Raw genomic sequence first — 17,139 nt, 5'->3', positions numbered from 1 at the left:
AAATCCAAATTATTTTAGCTATAAGAGCGTTTTACTTTTTGCTCAGCATATCCATCATAACTGGCTTACTTTTAGTGATTCATGGAGTTAAAAAAGTCAGCATTGCTCTTTGTTAAAAGTAGTTTGTCACGTAAAAATTCCATTGCTTCAACGGGTCCCATAGGATTGAGTATCCTACGCACCACCCATATTTTATTTAGTATAGCCTTATCAACTAATAGCTCTTCCTTCCTTGTTCCGGATTTTGTAATATCAATAGCTGGAAATATACGTTTATCAGAAAGTTTTCTATCAAGTATGATCTCAGCATTTCCTGTACCTTTAAACTCTTCAAAAATAACTTCATCCATTTTTGAACCAGTCTCTATAAGAGCTGTGGCGATTATAGTTAAAGAACCCCCATTCTCAATATTACGAGCTGCTCCAAAAAAGCGTTTTGGTCTCTGCAGTGCGTTTGAATCTACACCACCAGTTAGAACTTTCCCAGACGAAGGAATAACCGTATTATAAGCACGTGCAAGTCTAGTAATATTGTCAAGTAGAATTACCACATCTTTTTTATGCTCAACCATTCTTTTAGCTTTTTCTATTACTATTTCAGCAAGCTGTACGTGACGGTAAGCAGGCTCATCGAATGTAGAACTTACTACCTCACCTTTTACAGAACGTATCATATCTGTTACTTCTTCAGGTCTTTCATCTATAAGTAACACTATTAATTCTACTTCAGGGTGATTTATAGCTATAGAGTTAGCCATTTGCTGAAGCAATACTGTTTTTCCTGTGCGAGGTGGAGCAACTACTAACGCTCTTTGCCCTTTTCCAAGAGGAGCTACTATATCTATAGCACGCATGCTTAAGCCTTTTTTATCATCACCATTATTACACTCAAGTACTATGCTTTCCTCAGGATAAAGAGGAAGCAAATTATCAAAATGGACGTACTTTCTTAATTCACTTACTTCAGTAGAGTTTATACTTTGAACCTTAGTTAAAGTAAAATATCTCTCTTTATCACCAGGTGGCCTTATTTCTCCATATGCCATATCTCCTGTACGTAAATTAAACTTCTTTATTTGCCCGTTAGAAATATAAACATCATCGGTACTTGGGGCATAATTTGCACTTGCTGAACGTAAGAAACCAAAACCATCAGGCAATATTTCCACTATTCCACTCCCTGTGGTTATGCCTCCTTCTTCACTCATTTTTTTCATTAAGCTGAATATTATTTCCTGCTTTAGCATTCTACCATTGCTTTTACCGTTAGTTGAAATTTTTCTTTCTTCAGCTAACTCTAACAATTCTTCTGCTGTTTTCTCTTTTAATTCGCTCAGATCTAATGTTTTTCTGTTTTTCTCAGTACCTTCATTGACCATCTGTTTTACTGTATCGTTATTGTAAATTTGCTCACTTTTTTCAGGTTGAGCTGTAACCTTTCCTTTTGCCAAAACATCTTCATTGATTGTTGTCATAATCCTCCAAAAATTTTAATTGATGCTTACTAACCTAAAATGTGACTATAAGATAATAAATTAGGCTGAGTTAGTTTCAGTGCGTATTAAGCTTAATTATCATTAAACCCCGTACTTTACTTACATTATACTAATAAACACTAGCAAGTCAAGTTAATTTAATGTTAACAAAACACAAAAATTTGAGGATTTTCAATAGCTATTCTTTATATTTTTTTAACCTTTCTTGCTTCTCCTCTTCTACTTTTGCTTTTTCCACTTCTGCTTCTAAATTTTCTTGACTACATAAGCCGAGTAGTACAGGATCTTGGGGTTTTATATTTTGCATGTTATGATGAGATCCATCTCTTACCTGCTCAACTGTGTAATTTGTTGTACTAATTAATTTAGCTATAACGTTATTGTCCAAGATAGGAAATTTTTTTACTAAATAATAAATCGCATCAGGTTTATCTCTACGTCTTGCCGTAGAGGCAAAGCCAAGAATGCTACCAATCGCTTTACTCCTTTTTTTTATATTTTTTATAATCAAATTTGGTACACGATTTGGATTTTTTTTGCAATCATCGATTTCTTTTTCAGTAATTATTCCAGAAATAATAGGGTTATATTTTTCTACTTCTATTTCCTCATCAGCTATGTCTTGTACTTCTTCAAGGGCCAATCTGCAACATTGTGCTATTTGATTAAAAGTTAAACCAGTGTTGTCTACTAACCAAGCAGCTATTTGCACTAGAAACTGTTTATTTCTATCGTTATTGCCCTTAGAAGATTCCATTGACATCAAAAAAGCATCTCCCATTTAAAGTATCCCTTACTGTTATACAGAGCTAAAATATAAACTATTAAAACTAAAAAAGCATTAATTTTGTCATTCAATAACTTTTTGTTTGTCACTTCCCACCTCTTAAGTTAATTAAATGCGCTTACCTTTAAGCATATTTCAAACAAAATATTTCCCCTTCCTAAGGTATAGTATAACTCAGTTAAACATATGTTCCTATTTAAGATTAGAGAGTTAAATTTTAAGTTAATATATTATATATATTATCTAATAAAGCAACAGGTTTACAAGTATTAAATTATCACTATTCTATAATTAACCATTAATTAACTGAGTTTAAAATGAATGTTAAAAATTTTTTCACTAAAATAACCGTTGTCCTTTTAGCTTGCTTGTTAATCTTTGTGGGAGTTGGCAACCTTTTATCAGGTGATGATGAAAAAGAAGAGGTAGCTAGGGTTGGAAAAGAAGTTATAACGTCAGATGAGTATAAGTCGCTATATCAAAATTATGGAAAACAAATTTCTGGATCTGATGCGAGTAGAGAACAAGTAAAAAAGCTGAAATATGATTTGCTTAACGCACTTATAGAGCAAAAACTATTGTTTAACCTAACTAGTGAGCTGGGGTTGACAGTTGGAGAAGAATCTATAAAAAACCATATTAAAAACACCAAATACTTTCAAAATGATAAAGGTGAATTTGACAAAAATAAATTCTATGAAACGCTAAATGACCTGCATATGACAGAGAAAGAGTATATAGCAAAGCTAGAGAAAGTCCTGCCTGCAATGATGTTCATGACTTCATTATTTAAAGATAATTATCCAGTAACTTTTGGCGAGAAAATTGATGAGCAGATATACAAAAGTCGCTACCAAACTAGAGTAGTTGATATTGTTAAAATAACTGAAGATGCAGTTACAAACATTCCTGAACCAGATGATCAAGCCTTACTTGATTTGTACGAAAGAAATAAATCCCATTTTTATTATCCTGAGTATCGAACTGCGCAATATATTTCCCTAGGCCAAAAGTATTTTGAAGATCAAATCAAGATCTCAGATGAAGAAGTTGATGGTATAATAGAACAACAAGAACTTAAAAATCAAAGAGATATATTCAATGCAATATTTTCTACCAAAGAAGAAGCTGAGACAGCAAGAAGAGCATTTGAGGAGGGTAAAACAAGCTTTGAACAGATAGTAGAAGAGTTTGGCAAAGCAAAACTTGAGGAAACTAGAGTAAATAATATAACTAAGGATTTTTTACCAGAAGACGTGAGAGAGAAGGTATTTGCTCTTAAAGTAGGTGAAGTAAGTGAAGTTTTAGCAAGCAGTTTTGGTTGGCACATAGTAAAAGTGGAAAGTGCGCATCAAATCTCTGATGAAGACTTAGTTGATTTAAAAAAAGACATAAAGTCAGTTCTAACTAACCAAAAGTCTTTTGAAAGAGTCAATGATTTCATAAACCAAGTGAACTATAAGATATACAATGGTTCAGAAATTGAAGAAATATTGAGTGAATATAATTTACCTATACAAACTATTGGTCCAGTAGATGCGAGTGGAAAAGATCAAAGCGGTAATAACGTAGGAGATTCTGGTGATTTGATTTCTTTCATTTTTTCGCGAGAAAAGGATCAGAAAGGTTATTTTAAGGGCGTTGGGGACGCTGTTGTTAGTGTAAAAATCATCGATATCGTTCCACCTAAATCACAAAGTTTTGAAGAAGGCAGGGCATTAGCGGTAGAGCTTTGGCGTAGTGAGTTTATAAAAGAAAGAATGTTTAAATTCGGGCAAGAGGTTGCAGTTCAACTAAGAGAAAAAACAGATTTGGAAGAAATTCAAGGTGTGGAATTAGTTAAAGGTCAGCAGATGCACCGCAATAAAGTGGATCAACAAAACTACCCCTTTTCTTTTGTAGAAGAGATTTTCAATATGAAAACAACTGGTTCAGTGACAGATCCTATTCAATACAATAATGAAATTATAATAGGTGTTCTAAAAGAAATGCATTCATCAAATGGCAAATTAAACATGCTTGACACTGGAAAACGTGTGATGATATCGCTAAAAGAGCAATTAATTAGCTATCTGGAATCAAAGTATAAAGTCGAAGTTAATCACGCTATACTTGATGATATATAGTCAAAAATCTTATAAGTTGCTTCAAACGCATCCAGTGCCCAGACACACAACTGTACGAACATTGCGATTTGAGAGCAATCTTCACTAGAAAGGATGTCATCCCAGTGCCCAGACACTGGGATCCAGGAATTTTATTAAGTTGGTAAGCATAAAAGTAGCCGTTTTATGTTAAAATACAACGTTTTAATGATTAAAAAAAGGCTGGATTCCAGTGTCAAGCACTGGAATGACACCATTTGCTGTGCAATTTACCTTCAAAAATGAATGTTCGTATAGCTGTGCGCCCGGCACTGCCCTACATTATTGGTAATTATATTATAAGGTGCAAAAGTTGTATAATTCATTTGACTTAAAACGGCTCATTGTATAAAATTGTGGCTAATATATGAATAAAGGTTAACATGGCAGTTAAAATAAGGTTGGCGAGGTTTGGCGCAAAGAAACGCCCTTTTTATAGGATAGTTGTAGCTGATTCACGAGCACCAAGAGATGGGCGTTTTATTGAGAAAATAGGACAATATGATCCAATGTTACCAAAAGACAATAAAAATCGTGTTGTGGTGAAAGCTGATAGATTAAAACATTGGCTAAGTGTAGGCGCGCAGGCAACTGAAAGAGTACTGTGGTTTATCAAAAAAGGCATAGTAACTTTAGAAACAGAACCAAAGAAAACAGAAAAGAAGAAAGTAGAGAACGAGAAAGCACAAGGGCAAGAGGCATAAGTCTCTTAAAATGCTAAATACTGATTTAACAAACAGCGATAAATTAGACGATATTGTATCTTCTGATTTGTCAGCTATGAATGACTTTGTCTTCAAAAATGTCAATGATGAAGATGCTAAGCTTGCTACTGATATTATATCTCATCTTGTTAGGTCAGGTGGAAAAAAAATAAGGCCTAAACTAGTTTTTATTATATGTAAAATGCTAAACTATTCTGGGGAGAATAGGATCAACGTTGCTGCATCGGTAGAGTTTATACACAATGCTACTTTACTTCATGATGATGTGCTCGATGAAAGTGAGGCACGCCATGGAGTTAAAACAGCGAATAAGATTTGGGGGAATAAATCAAGCATTTTAGTTGGTGATCTATTGTTGACTCTAGCATTTAGATGGCTTATAGAGTGTGGAAATTTAAATATTCTCTCTATTTTATCTAAAGCATCGCATTTACTTGTGAAGGGTGAAATAAAGCAGATGACAGCACGCTTTGACCCCCACACAGTCAGGGAAAATTATTTTGATATCATTGGAGAAAAGACAGCATCTTTATTTTCTGCATGCTGTGAAGCTGCATCAACAGTATCTGGTGCAACAAATGACGAAACAGAGAGGCTAAAGAATTTTGGTTTTAATTTTGGTATGGCATTTCAAATAGTTGATGATATGCTCGATTATACTGCTAATCAAGGCACTTCTGGAAAGCAAGTCGGAAAAGACTTTTTCGAAGGTAAAGTCACCTTACCTGCTATTATAGCATACGAAAAGGGCAGTCCAGCAGAGCAAAAATTCTGGGAAAAATGCTTTTCTTCAGCTAGACACAATTTTGACCAAGCATTACACTATATTAATCACCATAATGCCATTCAGCTTTCTATGGAAAAAGCTAGACACTACATTAATATGGCACAAAATGATATTAGTACTTTTTCTGATTCTTTTTATAAAACTACTTTAATTAACTTTTTAAATGCGAGCATAGAAAGACGAATGTAGCTGGCGCTTGATATTTTCAGATTAATTGTTATATATTTATTAGATTCTTAAGGGTAATGATATGTCAGATAGCAGTAAGGAGAAAAAGAAGAAGTTTGCTGATATGGTAAGTAGGCAGAAAGGTGACGACCAACAAAGTGATAACCATAAGCAAACTGATGATTTAAATGAAGATCTCAATACATTAAGAGAACGTGCAGCTCAGCTTGAAGATCATTTACGCCGTGCTGTTGCAGATAATGAAAACGTCAAACGTATAATGCAAAAGCAAATTAGCGATGCAAGTGACTACGCAGTCACAAAACTTGCACGTGATATGATCGACTCGTGCGACAATTTAAAAAGAGTAATGGAAATTTTGAAAGACGGTGATCCTGTTCATGAGGGGATTAAAGTAGCTTATCAAAAAATTATAAATGATCTAAAAAAACATGGAATAGAGGAAGTAGATCCACTTGGTGAGCTTTTTGATAGTAATTTACACCAAGCTGTTGTGGAAAGAGAAGACAATGAAAAAAAGCCTGGCACCATTGTAGAAGTACTACAAACTGGTTATACTATCAAAAATAGGTTGCTCCGTCCTGCAATGGTTATTCTTTCTAAGAAATCTGCTGATTGTGGAAGCGATTAGCATGAGGTAAATGTATAATGACAAGTATTGTCTTTTCAGGTATCCAGCCAAGTGGCGTACTACATTTAGGTAATTATCTTGGTACAATCAAACAGTGGATAGACTTACAGGATAAATACAAATCTCTTTTTTGTATTGTCGACCTACACGCAATCACAGCAAATAAGCTTCCCGCAAGTGAATTAAAAAGTAATATTTTCAAAACAGCAGCAGCTTATATTGCATGCGGAATAGATACAGAAAAGTCCATTATTTTTAGTCAGTCCACAGTTAGTGGTCATGCAGAACTGGGCTGGCTGCTTGGATGCTATACACCAATTGGTTGGCTTAATCGCATGACTCAATTTAAAGATAAAGCTGGCAGCGATAAACAAAAAGCCTCTCTTGGATTATATAGTTATCCAGTACTTATGGCTGCAGATATATTGTTGTATCAAACTAAATACGTTCCTGTTGGTGATGATCAAAAACAGCATTTGGAGCTTGCACGTGATATTGCATCAGCTTTTAACAATCATTATAAGCTGGATTATTTCATCGTACCTGAAATCTTAACTTTGGATTGCACATCAAGGATAATGAGCTTAAGGGATGGCACAAGCAAGATGAGTAAATCTGATCCTTCAGAACATTCGTGCATTAACCTTGATGATACGGATGACTTAATTGTCAAAAAAATAGAAAAAGCAAAAACAGATTCAATTCTAGGCTTTGCTACTTTAAAGTGCCGACCAGAAATAAGCAATTTGATAAACATTTATTCAGTGCTTAGTAATGTAAATGCAGAAAAAGTATGTGAAGAAGTGAACAAACATGACATGAAGCACTTCAAAAAAGAGTTAGCTGATTTAATTATCAGTGTTATATCACCCATACGTGAGAAAATGAATGATCTTTTAAAAGACCAATTCCATTTACATGAAATATTAAAAAAAGGCACAAAGAAAGCAGCAGAAATTGCAACCCATAATATAAAAGAAATCAAGGATATTATTGGATTTGCTCAATATCTGTAAGGTTCCAAAGTGTGATGGTGCGAACCGTCATACCGCCGCGGTATCTCAGCCGCTAACACGTAGCGGGATGACGGTTTTTCAAATTGTCGGTAAATCTAAGTCAGTTTAGCTATAGGCAGCAATTTTCTGTATTTATTTTAAGTTGAAGAAAGCTCAAATGAAAAATCGTGTTTTGCTAAAAATCACAGAATGCAGTCTGGTTACAAAATTCTCTAATGGTCTTAAATAAAACTTCCAGTGAATGATTGTCAGACATATTGTGCTCTGCTGATTTTATTAAGTGTACTTCAACATCGGTTGACTTAATTTTTTCAGCTAAATTCAATGAAGTTTGATAAGGAACATCTTTATCATTAATGCTATGCAGCAAGCGCACAGGACAGTTTATATCTATTGTCTTTTTGTTTAAAAGAAGGTTCTTTCTGCCATCTTCGATCAAATTTTTAGTTATTTTGTATGTACAATGCTCTGAAGTAAAATCTATTACACCTTTAGAATCTAGTTCTTCTTTTTGCTTGCCTGACAATTGCTTGAATATCAAATCTTCAGTAAAATCGGGAGCAGACGATATACCAATTAGTGCTGCAATTTTTTCTGGAAATTGAAGGGCAGTGAGCAACATCAGCCATCCTCCCATACTTGAACCTATAATTATTTGTTTATCGCTAGTTAATTCACTCATTACTTTAGCACAATTTTTTTGCCAATCACTTATCGTGTAATCAATAAAATTACCACTTGAATGACCGTGACCAAAATAATCAAATAGCACAAGTGCTACGTCATTTTCTTGGCAAAATTTGTAAATAGCAGTTGCTTTAGTTCCATCCATATTGGATGCAAATCCACCGAAAAAAACTACAGAAGCTTTCTTTCCTTGTAGCTTTCGATATGCTATGTGACCATTATTTCCATCAAACAATTTACAATAATCCATACTACTTTGGCAAAGCAACCGGGCTATCACTCAATTGATGCAAATAACTAACTAGATCTGCAATTTCTTGTGGATTGGAAATACCTGCAAATGCCATACGTGTACCTTTTATATAGGCTTTTGGGTTCTTTAAAAAGGCAAATAGCTCCTCATACCCCCATTTTCCACCTCTTTCAAGCACTGCTTTTGAGTAATTGAATGAGTTACCAAGATGGGCCTTTTTATTTCCAACTATGTTCCATAAGTTTGGTCCTACTTTATTCATTCCACCTTTCTCAAAACTATGGCAGGCTATACATTTTTTTGCTGCTGATTTACCTTTCTCAAAGCTAGCATTCTGCATGAGCGCTCCAATATCAAGCGCCACTTGCTCGATTTTTTGCTGGAACTCATTGCTGCCAGCAGCTACTATCGTTTGGTGTTCAATCTTATATTCTTCTGGACTGTAAAGCATATCAACTACATTACTAACTATCATAATGATTAGCCCAGAAAGTAAAATCGATGCTGCAATCTTATTAAGCTCCATAGTTAATTTTTATTAAGTAATGTTACTTAAATTATGCGAATATTTTCGCAAATAGCAACCAATTACCTTGAAGCTCGCTAAAGATGAGAGTCTCTATAGCTGACCCAAGAAAGGTTTTCCTACGTCCATACCGCCGCGAACCGTCATACCGCGATTCATTCGCGGTATCTCAGCCGCTAACAAGAGATCCCGCTAACAAGTAGCGGGATGACGAGGTTCACTGCCATTAAGTTAAGGAAAGAATGGTTAAAAACTGAACTAAAAAGTCAGAAATAATTAAGGATTTATGACAAATGCTGAAACAGAATAGAGTAAACTTTAAAGCAGATAAACTCTGAAGTGTAAATTACTTAAGAAACAGTTTGTTTAGAAGTCATTTTACAGGAGCTATGGCAATAAGCTACCCAGTTATTATCAGAAGATATGAATACTACCTCTAGTCAAAATATGTGTTTTCTAACCCTTTTTTGGTAATTGAACGAACGAAGATAAGGTACCTTATGACGATCAACTTTCCTTCCCTTTCTTACCGCCAAAGTGTTCATCAAAAATAGCTTTGATAATTGATCCATAATGCAGTCAGTATCTGATTCCGTAGCAAAAATGTCGAAAGCCAAGTTTTTGATCGCGTTAAATGAGACAGATTTGTTAATGCTCCTCTTAAGCTTATCATCGGTTAAGTCCATATTCAACGCTTCTTCTACATCTTCTGTCATAACACTTTCTAGGTTGCTAATAATGATAGCTGACCAAAAATCCTGTTTAACAGACTCAACACTTTTTCCTGTAAAATTTTCTAGACTTAGTCTTCCTTTGAGTTTTGCAAAAAATGTCTCAACTCCCCAGCGTAAAAAATATAACTCCTTAAATCCTCCAGTTTGAAACTTTTGTTCATCCATTAATGATGTAGCTAACACTTCAATTTCACCAGATGGCAGTACCACTTTGAAGCGTTATTCCACTATTTTCTTGTTTTATCTTACGCTGAGCACATATGGTAACCTCAACACTAGATGGGCTTTTTTCTTCAAACATAGCATTCACTTCATTAAAAGATGATCTGGGACATCGAATGACATAAGCAATTTTTCTTTTTGTAAGGCTAGAAAGAAATTTATAAGATAAATATACAAATCAGTAAGTCATTAGTATTTACAACTTTAAGCATTTCATCTGCTAAGTTAATTTCATGAGTGTTACCTCTATCTAACACTGACCTTATGGCAACATTATTTAGCACATCTTAACAAACCGCAAAGGTTGCACTTGCATAATCACCTAGGCAGTGTCGACATTTATTTTAACCAAAGATAAATGCCAGCAATGTGAACAAAAGACAGAAAAGCTATGGCCAATTTGTCGTAGCGTGTAGCAACTCTGCGGAAGTGCTTGATTTTGTTGAACATCCTTTCGATTAAGTTTCTCTCTTTATACAATTCTTTGTCATATTCTCTTGGTGTTTTTCTGTTGGAACGCGGTGGGATTACTGGCTCAGCATTTACAGCTTCTGCAGCCTCAATCATATAATTTGCGTCATACCCTTTATCGGCAATAAGTGCCTCCATGTTCTTGCCTTCTATCAGGTCTAAAGCTTTTACGTAATCCGATCTTTGCCCTGCAGTAACAAAGAATCTCAGTGGGTTGCCCAAAGCATCACAAGCAGCGTGTAATTTGCTTGAAAATCCTCCTTTGCACCGTCCCAGCTCTTGTTCTTGTCTACCAGTTTCCACATTTTTTTCTTGCACCAGCAGCATGTTGATGTGCCCTGATTATTGTTGAGTCTATCATGAGCCACTCTGTGTCTCCATTAACAGCTAATGTGTTGAAAATCATCTGCCAAACACCAGATTTTGCCCACCTTATAAAACGTTTATGTACACTTGACCATTTTCCATACTCAGCCGGCAATGCTCTCCATGTTGCTCCTGTTCTACCTATCCACATTATTGCAGCTACGAATCTCCTGTTATCTTTTGCGCTTCTTCCTCTATCTCCTTCCTTACCTGGCAGACTGTTTTTTATTCCATACGCGTCAAGTTAAGGAAATAAAGGTATGAAAGAGATAGAATAATAAGGTATAAGTTCTCCCAGATATACTTTTAGTGAGAGAACCAATGAATAAAATAACTTGCTTATCAAAAAAGCTCAAAGAATTTTTTAATGAAAAAGCAGAGAAAATCTCAATTACAACAAGGTTTATAAAAAGAAAGAGAAAGCTAAAAGGTTCATCATTCGTAAAAGCCATGGTCTTGGGTAATATAGGAGTTGATAATTGTAGCGTAGAAACAATGTGTCAATTACTAAACGAGGACTCGATAGATATAACAAAACAAGGTTTGGATTTTAGATTTACTGAAGAAGCAGTGGAATTTATGAAAAGGATGTATAATGAATCTGTGATTCTCTTTAAAAATATCTTGCAAGTTGATTGCAAAATCTTACAGCAATTTAATAGTGTTAAATTATTGGACAGTAGCTATATTACTCTACCTAACAGTATGGAAGAGATGTATAAAGGTTATGGTACTAGCTACAGTGGCTATGAAAGCAATACTAAGTCTGGAATAAAGTTACAATTAGTTTTCGACTACATGAATCAGATAATAGACCAACTTAATTTAACGGAGGGGGTAAGATCAGACCAGGGATATAGGAAACATTTAAGTAATATATTAAGCAATGATTTGCTAATATCTGATCTCGGTTATTTTGTGCCAAGTTCTTTTAAACAAATCAATGAAATAGGAGCTTATTTCATAAGTCGTTATAAATCCGATACCAACATATATGATGTAGAAACAAATCAAAAAATGGAGTTATTAGAATGTTTAGAGGATAAGTTATTTTTAGAAAACGAGGTATTGTTAGGAAAAGAAGCAAAAATTAGAGTAAGAATTATATGTCAGAAACTAACTGAAGAACAGTCTATGGCCAGAAGAAGGAAAGCTAATAGATTAGCAAGATCGCAGGGATATACATCCTCTAAAAGAAATCAAAAATTGTTGAACTGGTCAATATTTATAACTAATGTTCCAGAAAATAAAATTAGTGCTGAGCAAGTATTAACGATTTACAGAGTAAGGTGGCAAATTGAGTTATTATTTAAATTGTATAAAAGCCATATCAGGCTTGATAAGCTAAAAGGAAAGCCATGCAGAGTATTATGTGAACTATATGCTAAATTGTGCGCAATTCTTATATTTCACGGCATAGTTGGTTGCACAGAAGTGAAAAAGAATACAGAACTTAGCTTAACAAAGGCATTTATTGAGCTAAAAAGGCGGGTTAGAGAGTTATTTTTAGTATTAACCAAAATTAATAGTTTAAAAGCATTTCTTAAAAAACTCACTATAACTTGGTCGCGATTTTCATTAAAAGACAAACGTAGAAGGGCTAGAGTATCCACTTTAACCTCTCTAAATTTGCTCACAATCTCTTAACTTGACGCGTATGGTTTGGTAGAGCGGCTACTAAATTTAAGAGGGAATCGGTGTTACGATACGTTAAGGAAAGCACCACGCACTTCCCTTCTTTTTCAAAATAAGTTTGCCTACAAGTCTGATTGTATTAAGATTACTTAATACAATCAGATCTATTATATGCGTTTATCCAAGTATTACTTACCAACTCTAAAGGAAAAGCCTGCTCATGCTAAAATTATCTCCCATCAATATTCTTTACGTGCAGGTTTAATAAAGCAGATAGCATCTGGCATCTATACGTGGTTACCACTTGGTCTGCGCGTGCTTAAAAATATTGAAGACATCATCAGAGATGAAATGGATAAATCTGGTGCTATTGAAGTGTTGATGCCTTGTGTACAACCGGCAAATCTTTGGCGAGAATCAGGGCGTTACGATGATTACGGTAAGGAAATGTTGCGTATAAAGGATAGGCATGAGGAAGATATGCTTTTTGGTCCAACGCACGAGGAGGTAGCAACTGATCTAATTAGAAATGTGGTAAAAAGTTACAAAGATTTGCCACTTTGTTTATACCAAATTCAATGGAAATTTCGTGATGAGGTAAGACCACGTTATGGCGTTATGAGGGGTAGGGAATTTTTGATGAAGGATGCATATAGTTTTGATGTGGATTACGAAAGTGCACAGAATTCATACAATTTGATGTACAAGACTTACATAAAAATCTTCAAACGCATGGGACTTACCCCAATTGGAGTTCGAGCTGATACGGGGCCAATTGGAGGAAATTTGAGCCACGAGTTTCATATATTGGCAAACACTGGTGAAAGCACTTTATATTACGACAACAAATTTTCTGAGTTGCTAGAAAGCGAAGGTGTTGAAAGTTTGAAGAGTATATACGCAGTTGCAGATGATATGCATGATCCTGAGACTTGCCCTATATCACAAGAGCAGTTAAATGTTAGTAAAGGTATTGAAATAGGGCATATTTTTTATTTTGGCGACAAATATTCAAAGCCTATGAAGGCAAGTGTTACTTCTCAAGATGGAAAAAATGTCAATATACATATGGGTTCGTATGGCATTGGGGTTTCAAGGCTTGTTGGTGCAATAATAGAAGCTTTTCATGATGATAAAGGAATTATCTGGCCAGAATCGGTGGCTCCTTTCAGAATTGGTTTAATCAATTTACAAACGAAAGTAACGGAGGCTGCAGATAAAATATACAAAGCTTTGAAAAGCGATGAAGTGCTTTACGATGATACGGAAGGGAGTGTAGGAGTAAAATTTTCTAGAATGGATCTGATAGGCTTGCCGTGGCAAATAATTGTCGGAAAGAAAGCAGTAAGTGAAAATATAGTTGAAGTAAAAAATAGAGCAACTGGAGAGGTAAAGGAAATGCAGATTGAGGAAGCAATAAATCACTTTAGCGCAAAATGATACACGGTATCGGCACTGACATAGTATATATACCAAGAATATTGAGAATATTACAAAAATACGGGGAAAAATTTCTCAATAGAATCTACACTGAAAAGGAAATAGAGCTAAGTAGAAAGTATAATAGTCAAGAAATGCGAGCAAGGTATTTTGCTAAACGCTTTGCAGCAAAAGAAGCTTTTGTTAAAGCACGAGGTAGTGGTCAGGGTATTACAATGAAAGATATAGAAATATACAATGATGTAAGAGGCAAGCCATATCTTACCGTTAGCAAGGATTTTATCTCCAAAATTCATCTTTCTTTAAGTGACGATGGAGATTACGCTACTGCATTTGTTGTAATTTGCGTCTAGCAGATATTTTCAATTTATGCAGTTGACTTTGTGCTATCTATATAGCTAAACTGACTTACGACAATTTGAAAAACCGTCATTCCGCTACTAGTTAGCGGAATCTATGCTGAGATACCGCGGCGGTATGACGGTTCGCGGTGGCATGACGATAAGCTCGTCATCCCCCTACTAGTTAGCGGATGAGATACCGCGAATGAATCGCGGTATGACGGTTCGTGGTGGTATGACGTAGATTGCTGTCATTCCAGTGCTTGGCACTGGAATCCAGCCTTTATTATGCAGCCACTTAGTTGAAATTAAGTTTTCTGGATCCAAGTAGTCAGGGCACTGGGATGACATCTTTGTTGTGTTTAACAAAAACAAATGTTCGTACAGTTGTGGAATGAATCGCAGTATAGCTATAGCATACACAAACGACTAGTTTGCCAAAAAAACATAGCGGTTTTTCTATGATTTTAGTATAATTCTAGCTTTACCTAAACAAAAAGATGAATTATTTAATGGACTGTGTTTTAACGTCTCTTTCCTTACCATTTTCAATTACTGAGAATTATTTATTAATTACTGCGTTGATTCCACTTTTAAGTGCGTTAGTTATTTTTTTTACTGGTAAATGGCCCGGAGTGAACAATAGTATTACTGTCACTTCTTCTGTACTTCTGTTTACGTATACGTGTCTGTGCACTTTATATTGGGTATATGGTGATCATTCTCAATTTATTCTCATGGATTTTGGTAATAATTTGCACATTAGTTTAAAGCTAGAGTCTACCGGAGTAATATTCAGTTTATTAATATCGTTTTTATGGGTGCTGACCAGTATATATGCAATATGTTATATGCAGAATAACTATGCTGATAGCAATCACTCAAGTTTTCTATGCTTTTTTTCAATATCGATTGGCTGTGCAATGTTTATTGCTTTTTCTGGAGACTTGCTCACTACATTTGTCTTTTATGAGCTTCTAACTATTAGTACATACCCTCTGGTTACTTACAACTCAACAAATGAATCAATGATTGCAGGACGCTATTACTTTGGCGTGCTATTTTTCTCTTCTTTGGTATTATTTTTTCCTGCAATAGGCCTTTTATATCATGAATTTCATACTTTAGACTTTGTAAGCGGTGGAATATTCAAATTTGATACTTCACTCATCACTTTCATTGCAGTGTGTTTTGCTATGCTGATTTACGGAATAGGAAAAGCTGCATTAATGCCAATGCATTTTTGGTTACCAAAAGCAATGGTTGCACCAACTCCTGTGAGTGCACTACTGCACGCTGTTGCTGTTGTGAAATCCGGAGTTTTCATCATCATAAAAGTTATATTATACACTTTCGGCGTCGATAACATGCAACGTTTTGTGCAGCAAAATTGGTTTGCTGGAGGGTGGCTTCCGTACGCTGCTGGATTTACTATTATTACTGCATCATTGATTGCACTAAAGCAAAAAGAATTAAAGAAGTTGCTTGCTTACTCTACCATCTCTCAATTGTCGTATATTATATTATTCGCTTCAATTTTTAGTGATCTCAGCATGAGGGTTGCAATTTTTCAATTAGTTTGCCACGCATTTGCAAAAATCACTTTGTTTTTCGTTGCCGGAGCAATAATAACGAGAGCAGGTGAGAAATATATAGATAAGATTTACGGTATAGGACGCAGTATGCCAATTAGCATGACAGCATTTGCTATAGGTGCATTGTCTATGATAGGGGTGCCGCCTGCTCCGACTTTTTGGGGTAAATTTCTCATTTTTCAAGCTGTTTTCAACTCTGGCAATGTAATACTTTCTGTGTTTGTAACTCTAGTGTTAATTGTTAGTACTATACTCAACGCTCTGTACTTTTTACCGATAATTTACAATGCCTTTTTCTTAAAACCTTCTCAGAATTACTTTATTAAAAAAACACCAATTCTTCTAGTTTTACCTCCAGTTATTACTGCTATGTGCACTTTGGTTATTTTTTTTAGCTACCAAGTAATATTTTAAAATCTGTATTTATAACCATTAACAATAAATTTAAATGGTATTATACCAGCCAGAGTTGCTTTTATATTCGACAAAGTGAAGCTAATCTCCACAGTATCCTCCTTATTTTGCTCGGTTGTAAAAACTACAGTAGCATTTCCAGCAAATGTAACTAAGTCCTTGGTCGATCGATCAATAGATAATGTTATTACATTTATGTTGGCGATTTTTCTTTTAGATAAAGACAAATTACCAGCTTCATTATTCGTTTTTTCCTGAAAGCCTTGATAGATTTTATGTATAGAATTTTTTCTTATAAAATTTTCTTGGTACTTCGGTTCAACGATCTTAATGGACTCGTATATTTCAATGTATTTACTTATTAAGTACCTCGCTGTGGAAGTGTATTCATCTTCCTTTTTACTGAAACTAAGCTTATGCATTGCAGAGAACTCATCTTCTGTGTGGTTCATATACTTCACAAAATTTAAATCTTTTTTAATAGGAAATAACAGGTATATGTTTAATGTTAATAAACATAAGCATACTAGGAGAAGCGATACTATTAATGCCATCCAAGATCTTTCTGCTACACAAAACAGATACCTATGGCAGTACCATTCGACTGCTTTACTGAAATAACTTTTGTTTTTTACTGATTCAAGCAATTTATCTTCCATAACACAATACTACCAGACCTA

Annotated in this window: 15 protein-coding genes and 2 pseudogenes; 9 read left to right on the top strand and 8 right to left on the bottom strand. The window is 34.8% G+C overall.

Features of this window, described 5'->3' with window-relative positions:
- Positions 1-71 precede the first annotated feature (71 nt).
- Both rho and AAGD66_RS00770 read right to left on the bottom strand, forming a co-directional pair.
- On the bottom strand, positions 72-1,475 hold the full coding sequence (gene rho / locus AAGD66_RS00775) for a transcription termination factor Rho (RefSeq protein ID WP_265024454.1): 1,404 nt from the start codon (positions 1,473-1,475) through the stop codon (positions 72-74).
- Positions 1,476-1,674: 199 nt separating this feature from the next.
- A complete protein-coding gene (locus tag AAGD66_RS00770) occupies positions 1,675-2,277 on the bottom strand; it encodes a cell cycle transcriptional regulator TrcR (RefSeq protein WP_010082495.1) in 603 nt (200 codons plus the stop codon).
- A 323-nt stretch (positions 2,278-2,600) separates the two neighbouring features.
- On the opposite strand from AAGD66_RS00770, the gene AAGD66_RS00765 reads away from it, so the two are divergent.
- The 5 genes from AAGD66_RS00765 (at position 2,601) to trpS (ending at position 7,775) form a co-directional block, all read left to right on the top strand.
- The gene (locus AAGD66_RS00765) at positions 2,601-4,409 is read left to right on the top strand and encodes a peptidylprolyl isomerase (RefSeq protein WP_264339500.1); all 1,809 of its coding nucleotides are present in this window, start codon (positions 2,601-2,603) and stop codon (positions 4,407-4,409) included.
- Between the two features lie 401 nt (positions 4,410-4,810).
- On the top strand, positions 4,811-5,131 hold the full coding sequence (gene rpsP, locus AAGD66_RS00760; protein ID WP_006279266.1) for a 30S ribosomal protein S16: 321 nt from the start codon (positions 4,811-4,813) through the stop codon (positions 5,129-5,131).
- A 10-nt stretch (positions 5,132-5,141) separates the two neighbouring features.
- Positions 5,142-6,128: a polyprenyl synthetase family protein gene (locus AAGD66_RS00755; protein WP_010962840.1), complete on the top strand. Its 987-nt coding sequence runs from the start codon at positions 5,142-5,144 to the stop codon at positions 6,126-6,128.
- A gap of 61 nt (positions 6,129-6,189) precedes the next feature.
- Entirely contained in the window at positions 6,190-6,759 is a 570-nt protein-coding gene (locus tag AAGD66_RS00750; RefSeq protein ID WP_155969407.1) for a nucleotide exchange factor GrpE, read from the top strand.
- A 17-nt stretch (positions 6,760-6,776) separates the two neighbouring features.
- Positions 6,777-7,775: a tryptophan--tRNA ligase gene (trpS, locus tag AAGD66_RS00745; protein WP_341814476.1), complete on the top strand. Its 999-nt coding sequence runs from the start codon at positions 6,777-6,779 to the stop codon at positions 7,773-7,775.
- Between the two features lie 175 nt (positions 7,776-7,950).
- Here the strand turns inward: trpS and AAGD66_RS00740 are convergent, their stop codons facing one another.
- From AAGD66_RS00740 to AAGD66_RS00725, 4 genes and pseudogenes are all read right to left on the bottom strand, one after another.
- Complete coding sequence (locus AAGD66_RS00740) at positions 7,951-8,712, bottom strand: alpha/beta hydrolase (protein ID WP_012673268.1); 762 nt, start codon at positions 8,710-8,712, stop codon at positions 7,951-7,953.
- A 1-nt stretch (position 8,713) separates the two neighbouring features.
- Positions 8,714-9,241: a c-type cytochrome gene (locus AAGD66_RS00735; protein WP_010082469.1), complete on the bottom strand. Its 528-nt coding sequence runs from the start codon at positions 9,239-9,241 to the stop codon at positions 8,714-8,716.
- Positions 9,242-9,681: 440 nt separating this feature from the next.
- A pseudogene (locus AAGD66_RS00730) lies at positions 9,682-10,517 on the bottom strand (transposase); the annotation flags it as partial.
- A gap of 19 nt (positions 10,518-10,536) precedes the next feature.
- Positions 10,537-11,263, bottom strand: a pseudogene (locus tag AAGD66_RS00725) (IS5 family transposase).
- A gap of 92 nt (positions 11,264-11,355) precedes the next feature.
- On the opposite strand from AAGD66_RS00725, the gene AAGD66_RS00720 reads away from it, so the two are divergent.
- The 3 genes from AAGD66_RS00720 to AAGD66_RS00710 all read left to right on the top strand — a co-directional run bounded on the left by AAGD66_RS00720 (position 11,356) and on the right by AAGD66_RS00710 (position 14,462).
- Positions 11,356-12,681, top strand: a complete 1,326-nt coding sequence (locus tag AAGD66_RS00720; protein WP_264339118.1) for an IS4 family transposase — start codon at positions 11,356-11,358, stop codon at positions 12,679-12,681.
- Between the two features lie 159 nt (positions 12,682-12,840).
- Positions 12,841-14,109, top strand: coding sequence for a proline--tRNA ligase (gene proS, locus AAGD66_RS00715; protein WP_265024456.1), 1,269 nt, complete (start codon positions 12,841-12,843; stop codon positions 14,107-14,109).
- Positions 14,106-14,462 (top strand): holo-[acyl-carrier-protein] synthase, encoded by a 357-nt coding sequence (locus AAGD66_RS00710; protein ID WP_151807997.1) that lies wholly within the window; start codon positions 14,106-14,108, stop codon positions 14,460-14,462. Before proS ends, AAGD66_RS00710 begins: the two co-directional genes overlap by 4 nt.
- 168 nt (positions 14,463-14,630) lie before the next feature.
- Here the strand turns inward: AAGD66_RS00710 and AAGD66_RS00705 are convergent, their stop codons facing one another.
- Positions 14,631-14,819, bottom strand: a complete 189-nt coding sequence (locus AAGD66_RS00705) for a WPE palindromic element domain-containing protein (RefSeq protein WP_155969415.1) — start codon at positions 14,817-14,819, stop codon at positions 14,631-14,633.
- A 143-nt stretch (positions 14,820-14,962) separates the two neighbouring features.
- On the opposite strand from AAGD66_RS00705, the gene AAGD66_RS00700 reads away from it, so the two are divergent.
- The gene (locus tag AAGD66_RS00700; protein WP_010962853.1) at positions 14,963-16,459 is read left to right on the top strand and encodes a proton-conducting transporter membrane subunit; all 1,497 of its coding nucleotides are present in this window, start codon (positions 14,963-14,965) and stop codon (positions 16,457-16,459) included.
- Here AAGD66_RS00700 and AAGD66_RS00695 read toward each other — a convergent pair.
- Positions 16,456-17,118 (bottom strand): conjugal transfer protein TraJ, encoded by a 663-nt coding sequence (locus AAGD66_RS00695; protein WP_264723996.1) that lies wholly within the window; start codon positions 17,116-17,118, stop codon positions 16,456-16,458. The two genes, AAGD66_RS00700 and AAGD66_RS00695, sit on opposite strands and share 4 nt — an antisense overlap.
- Between the last annotated feature and the right edge of the window lie 21 nt (positions 17,119-17,139).

The sequence above is a fragment of the Wolbachia endosymbiont (group A) of Dendrolimus pini genome (assembly GCF_964026835.1).
Lineage (GTDB): Bacteria > Pseudomonadota > Alphaproteobacteria > Rickettsiales > Anaplasmataceae > Wolbachia > Wolbachia pipientis.
This window is presented reverse-complemented; position numbering and strand designations above follow the sequence as displayed.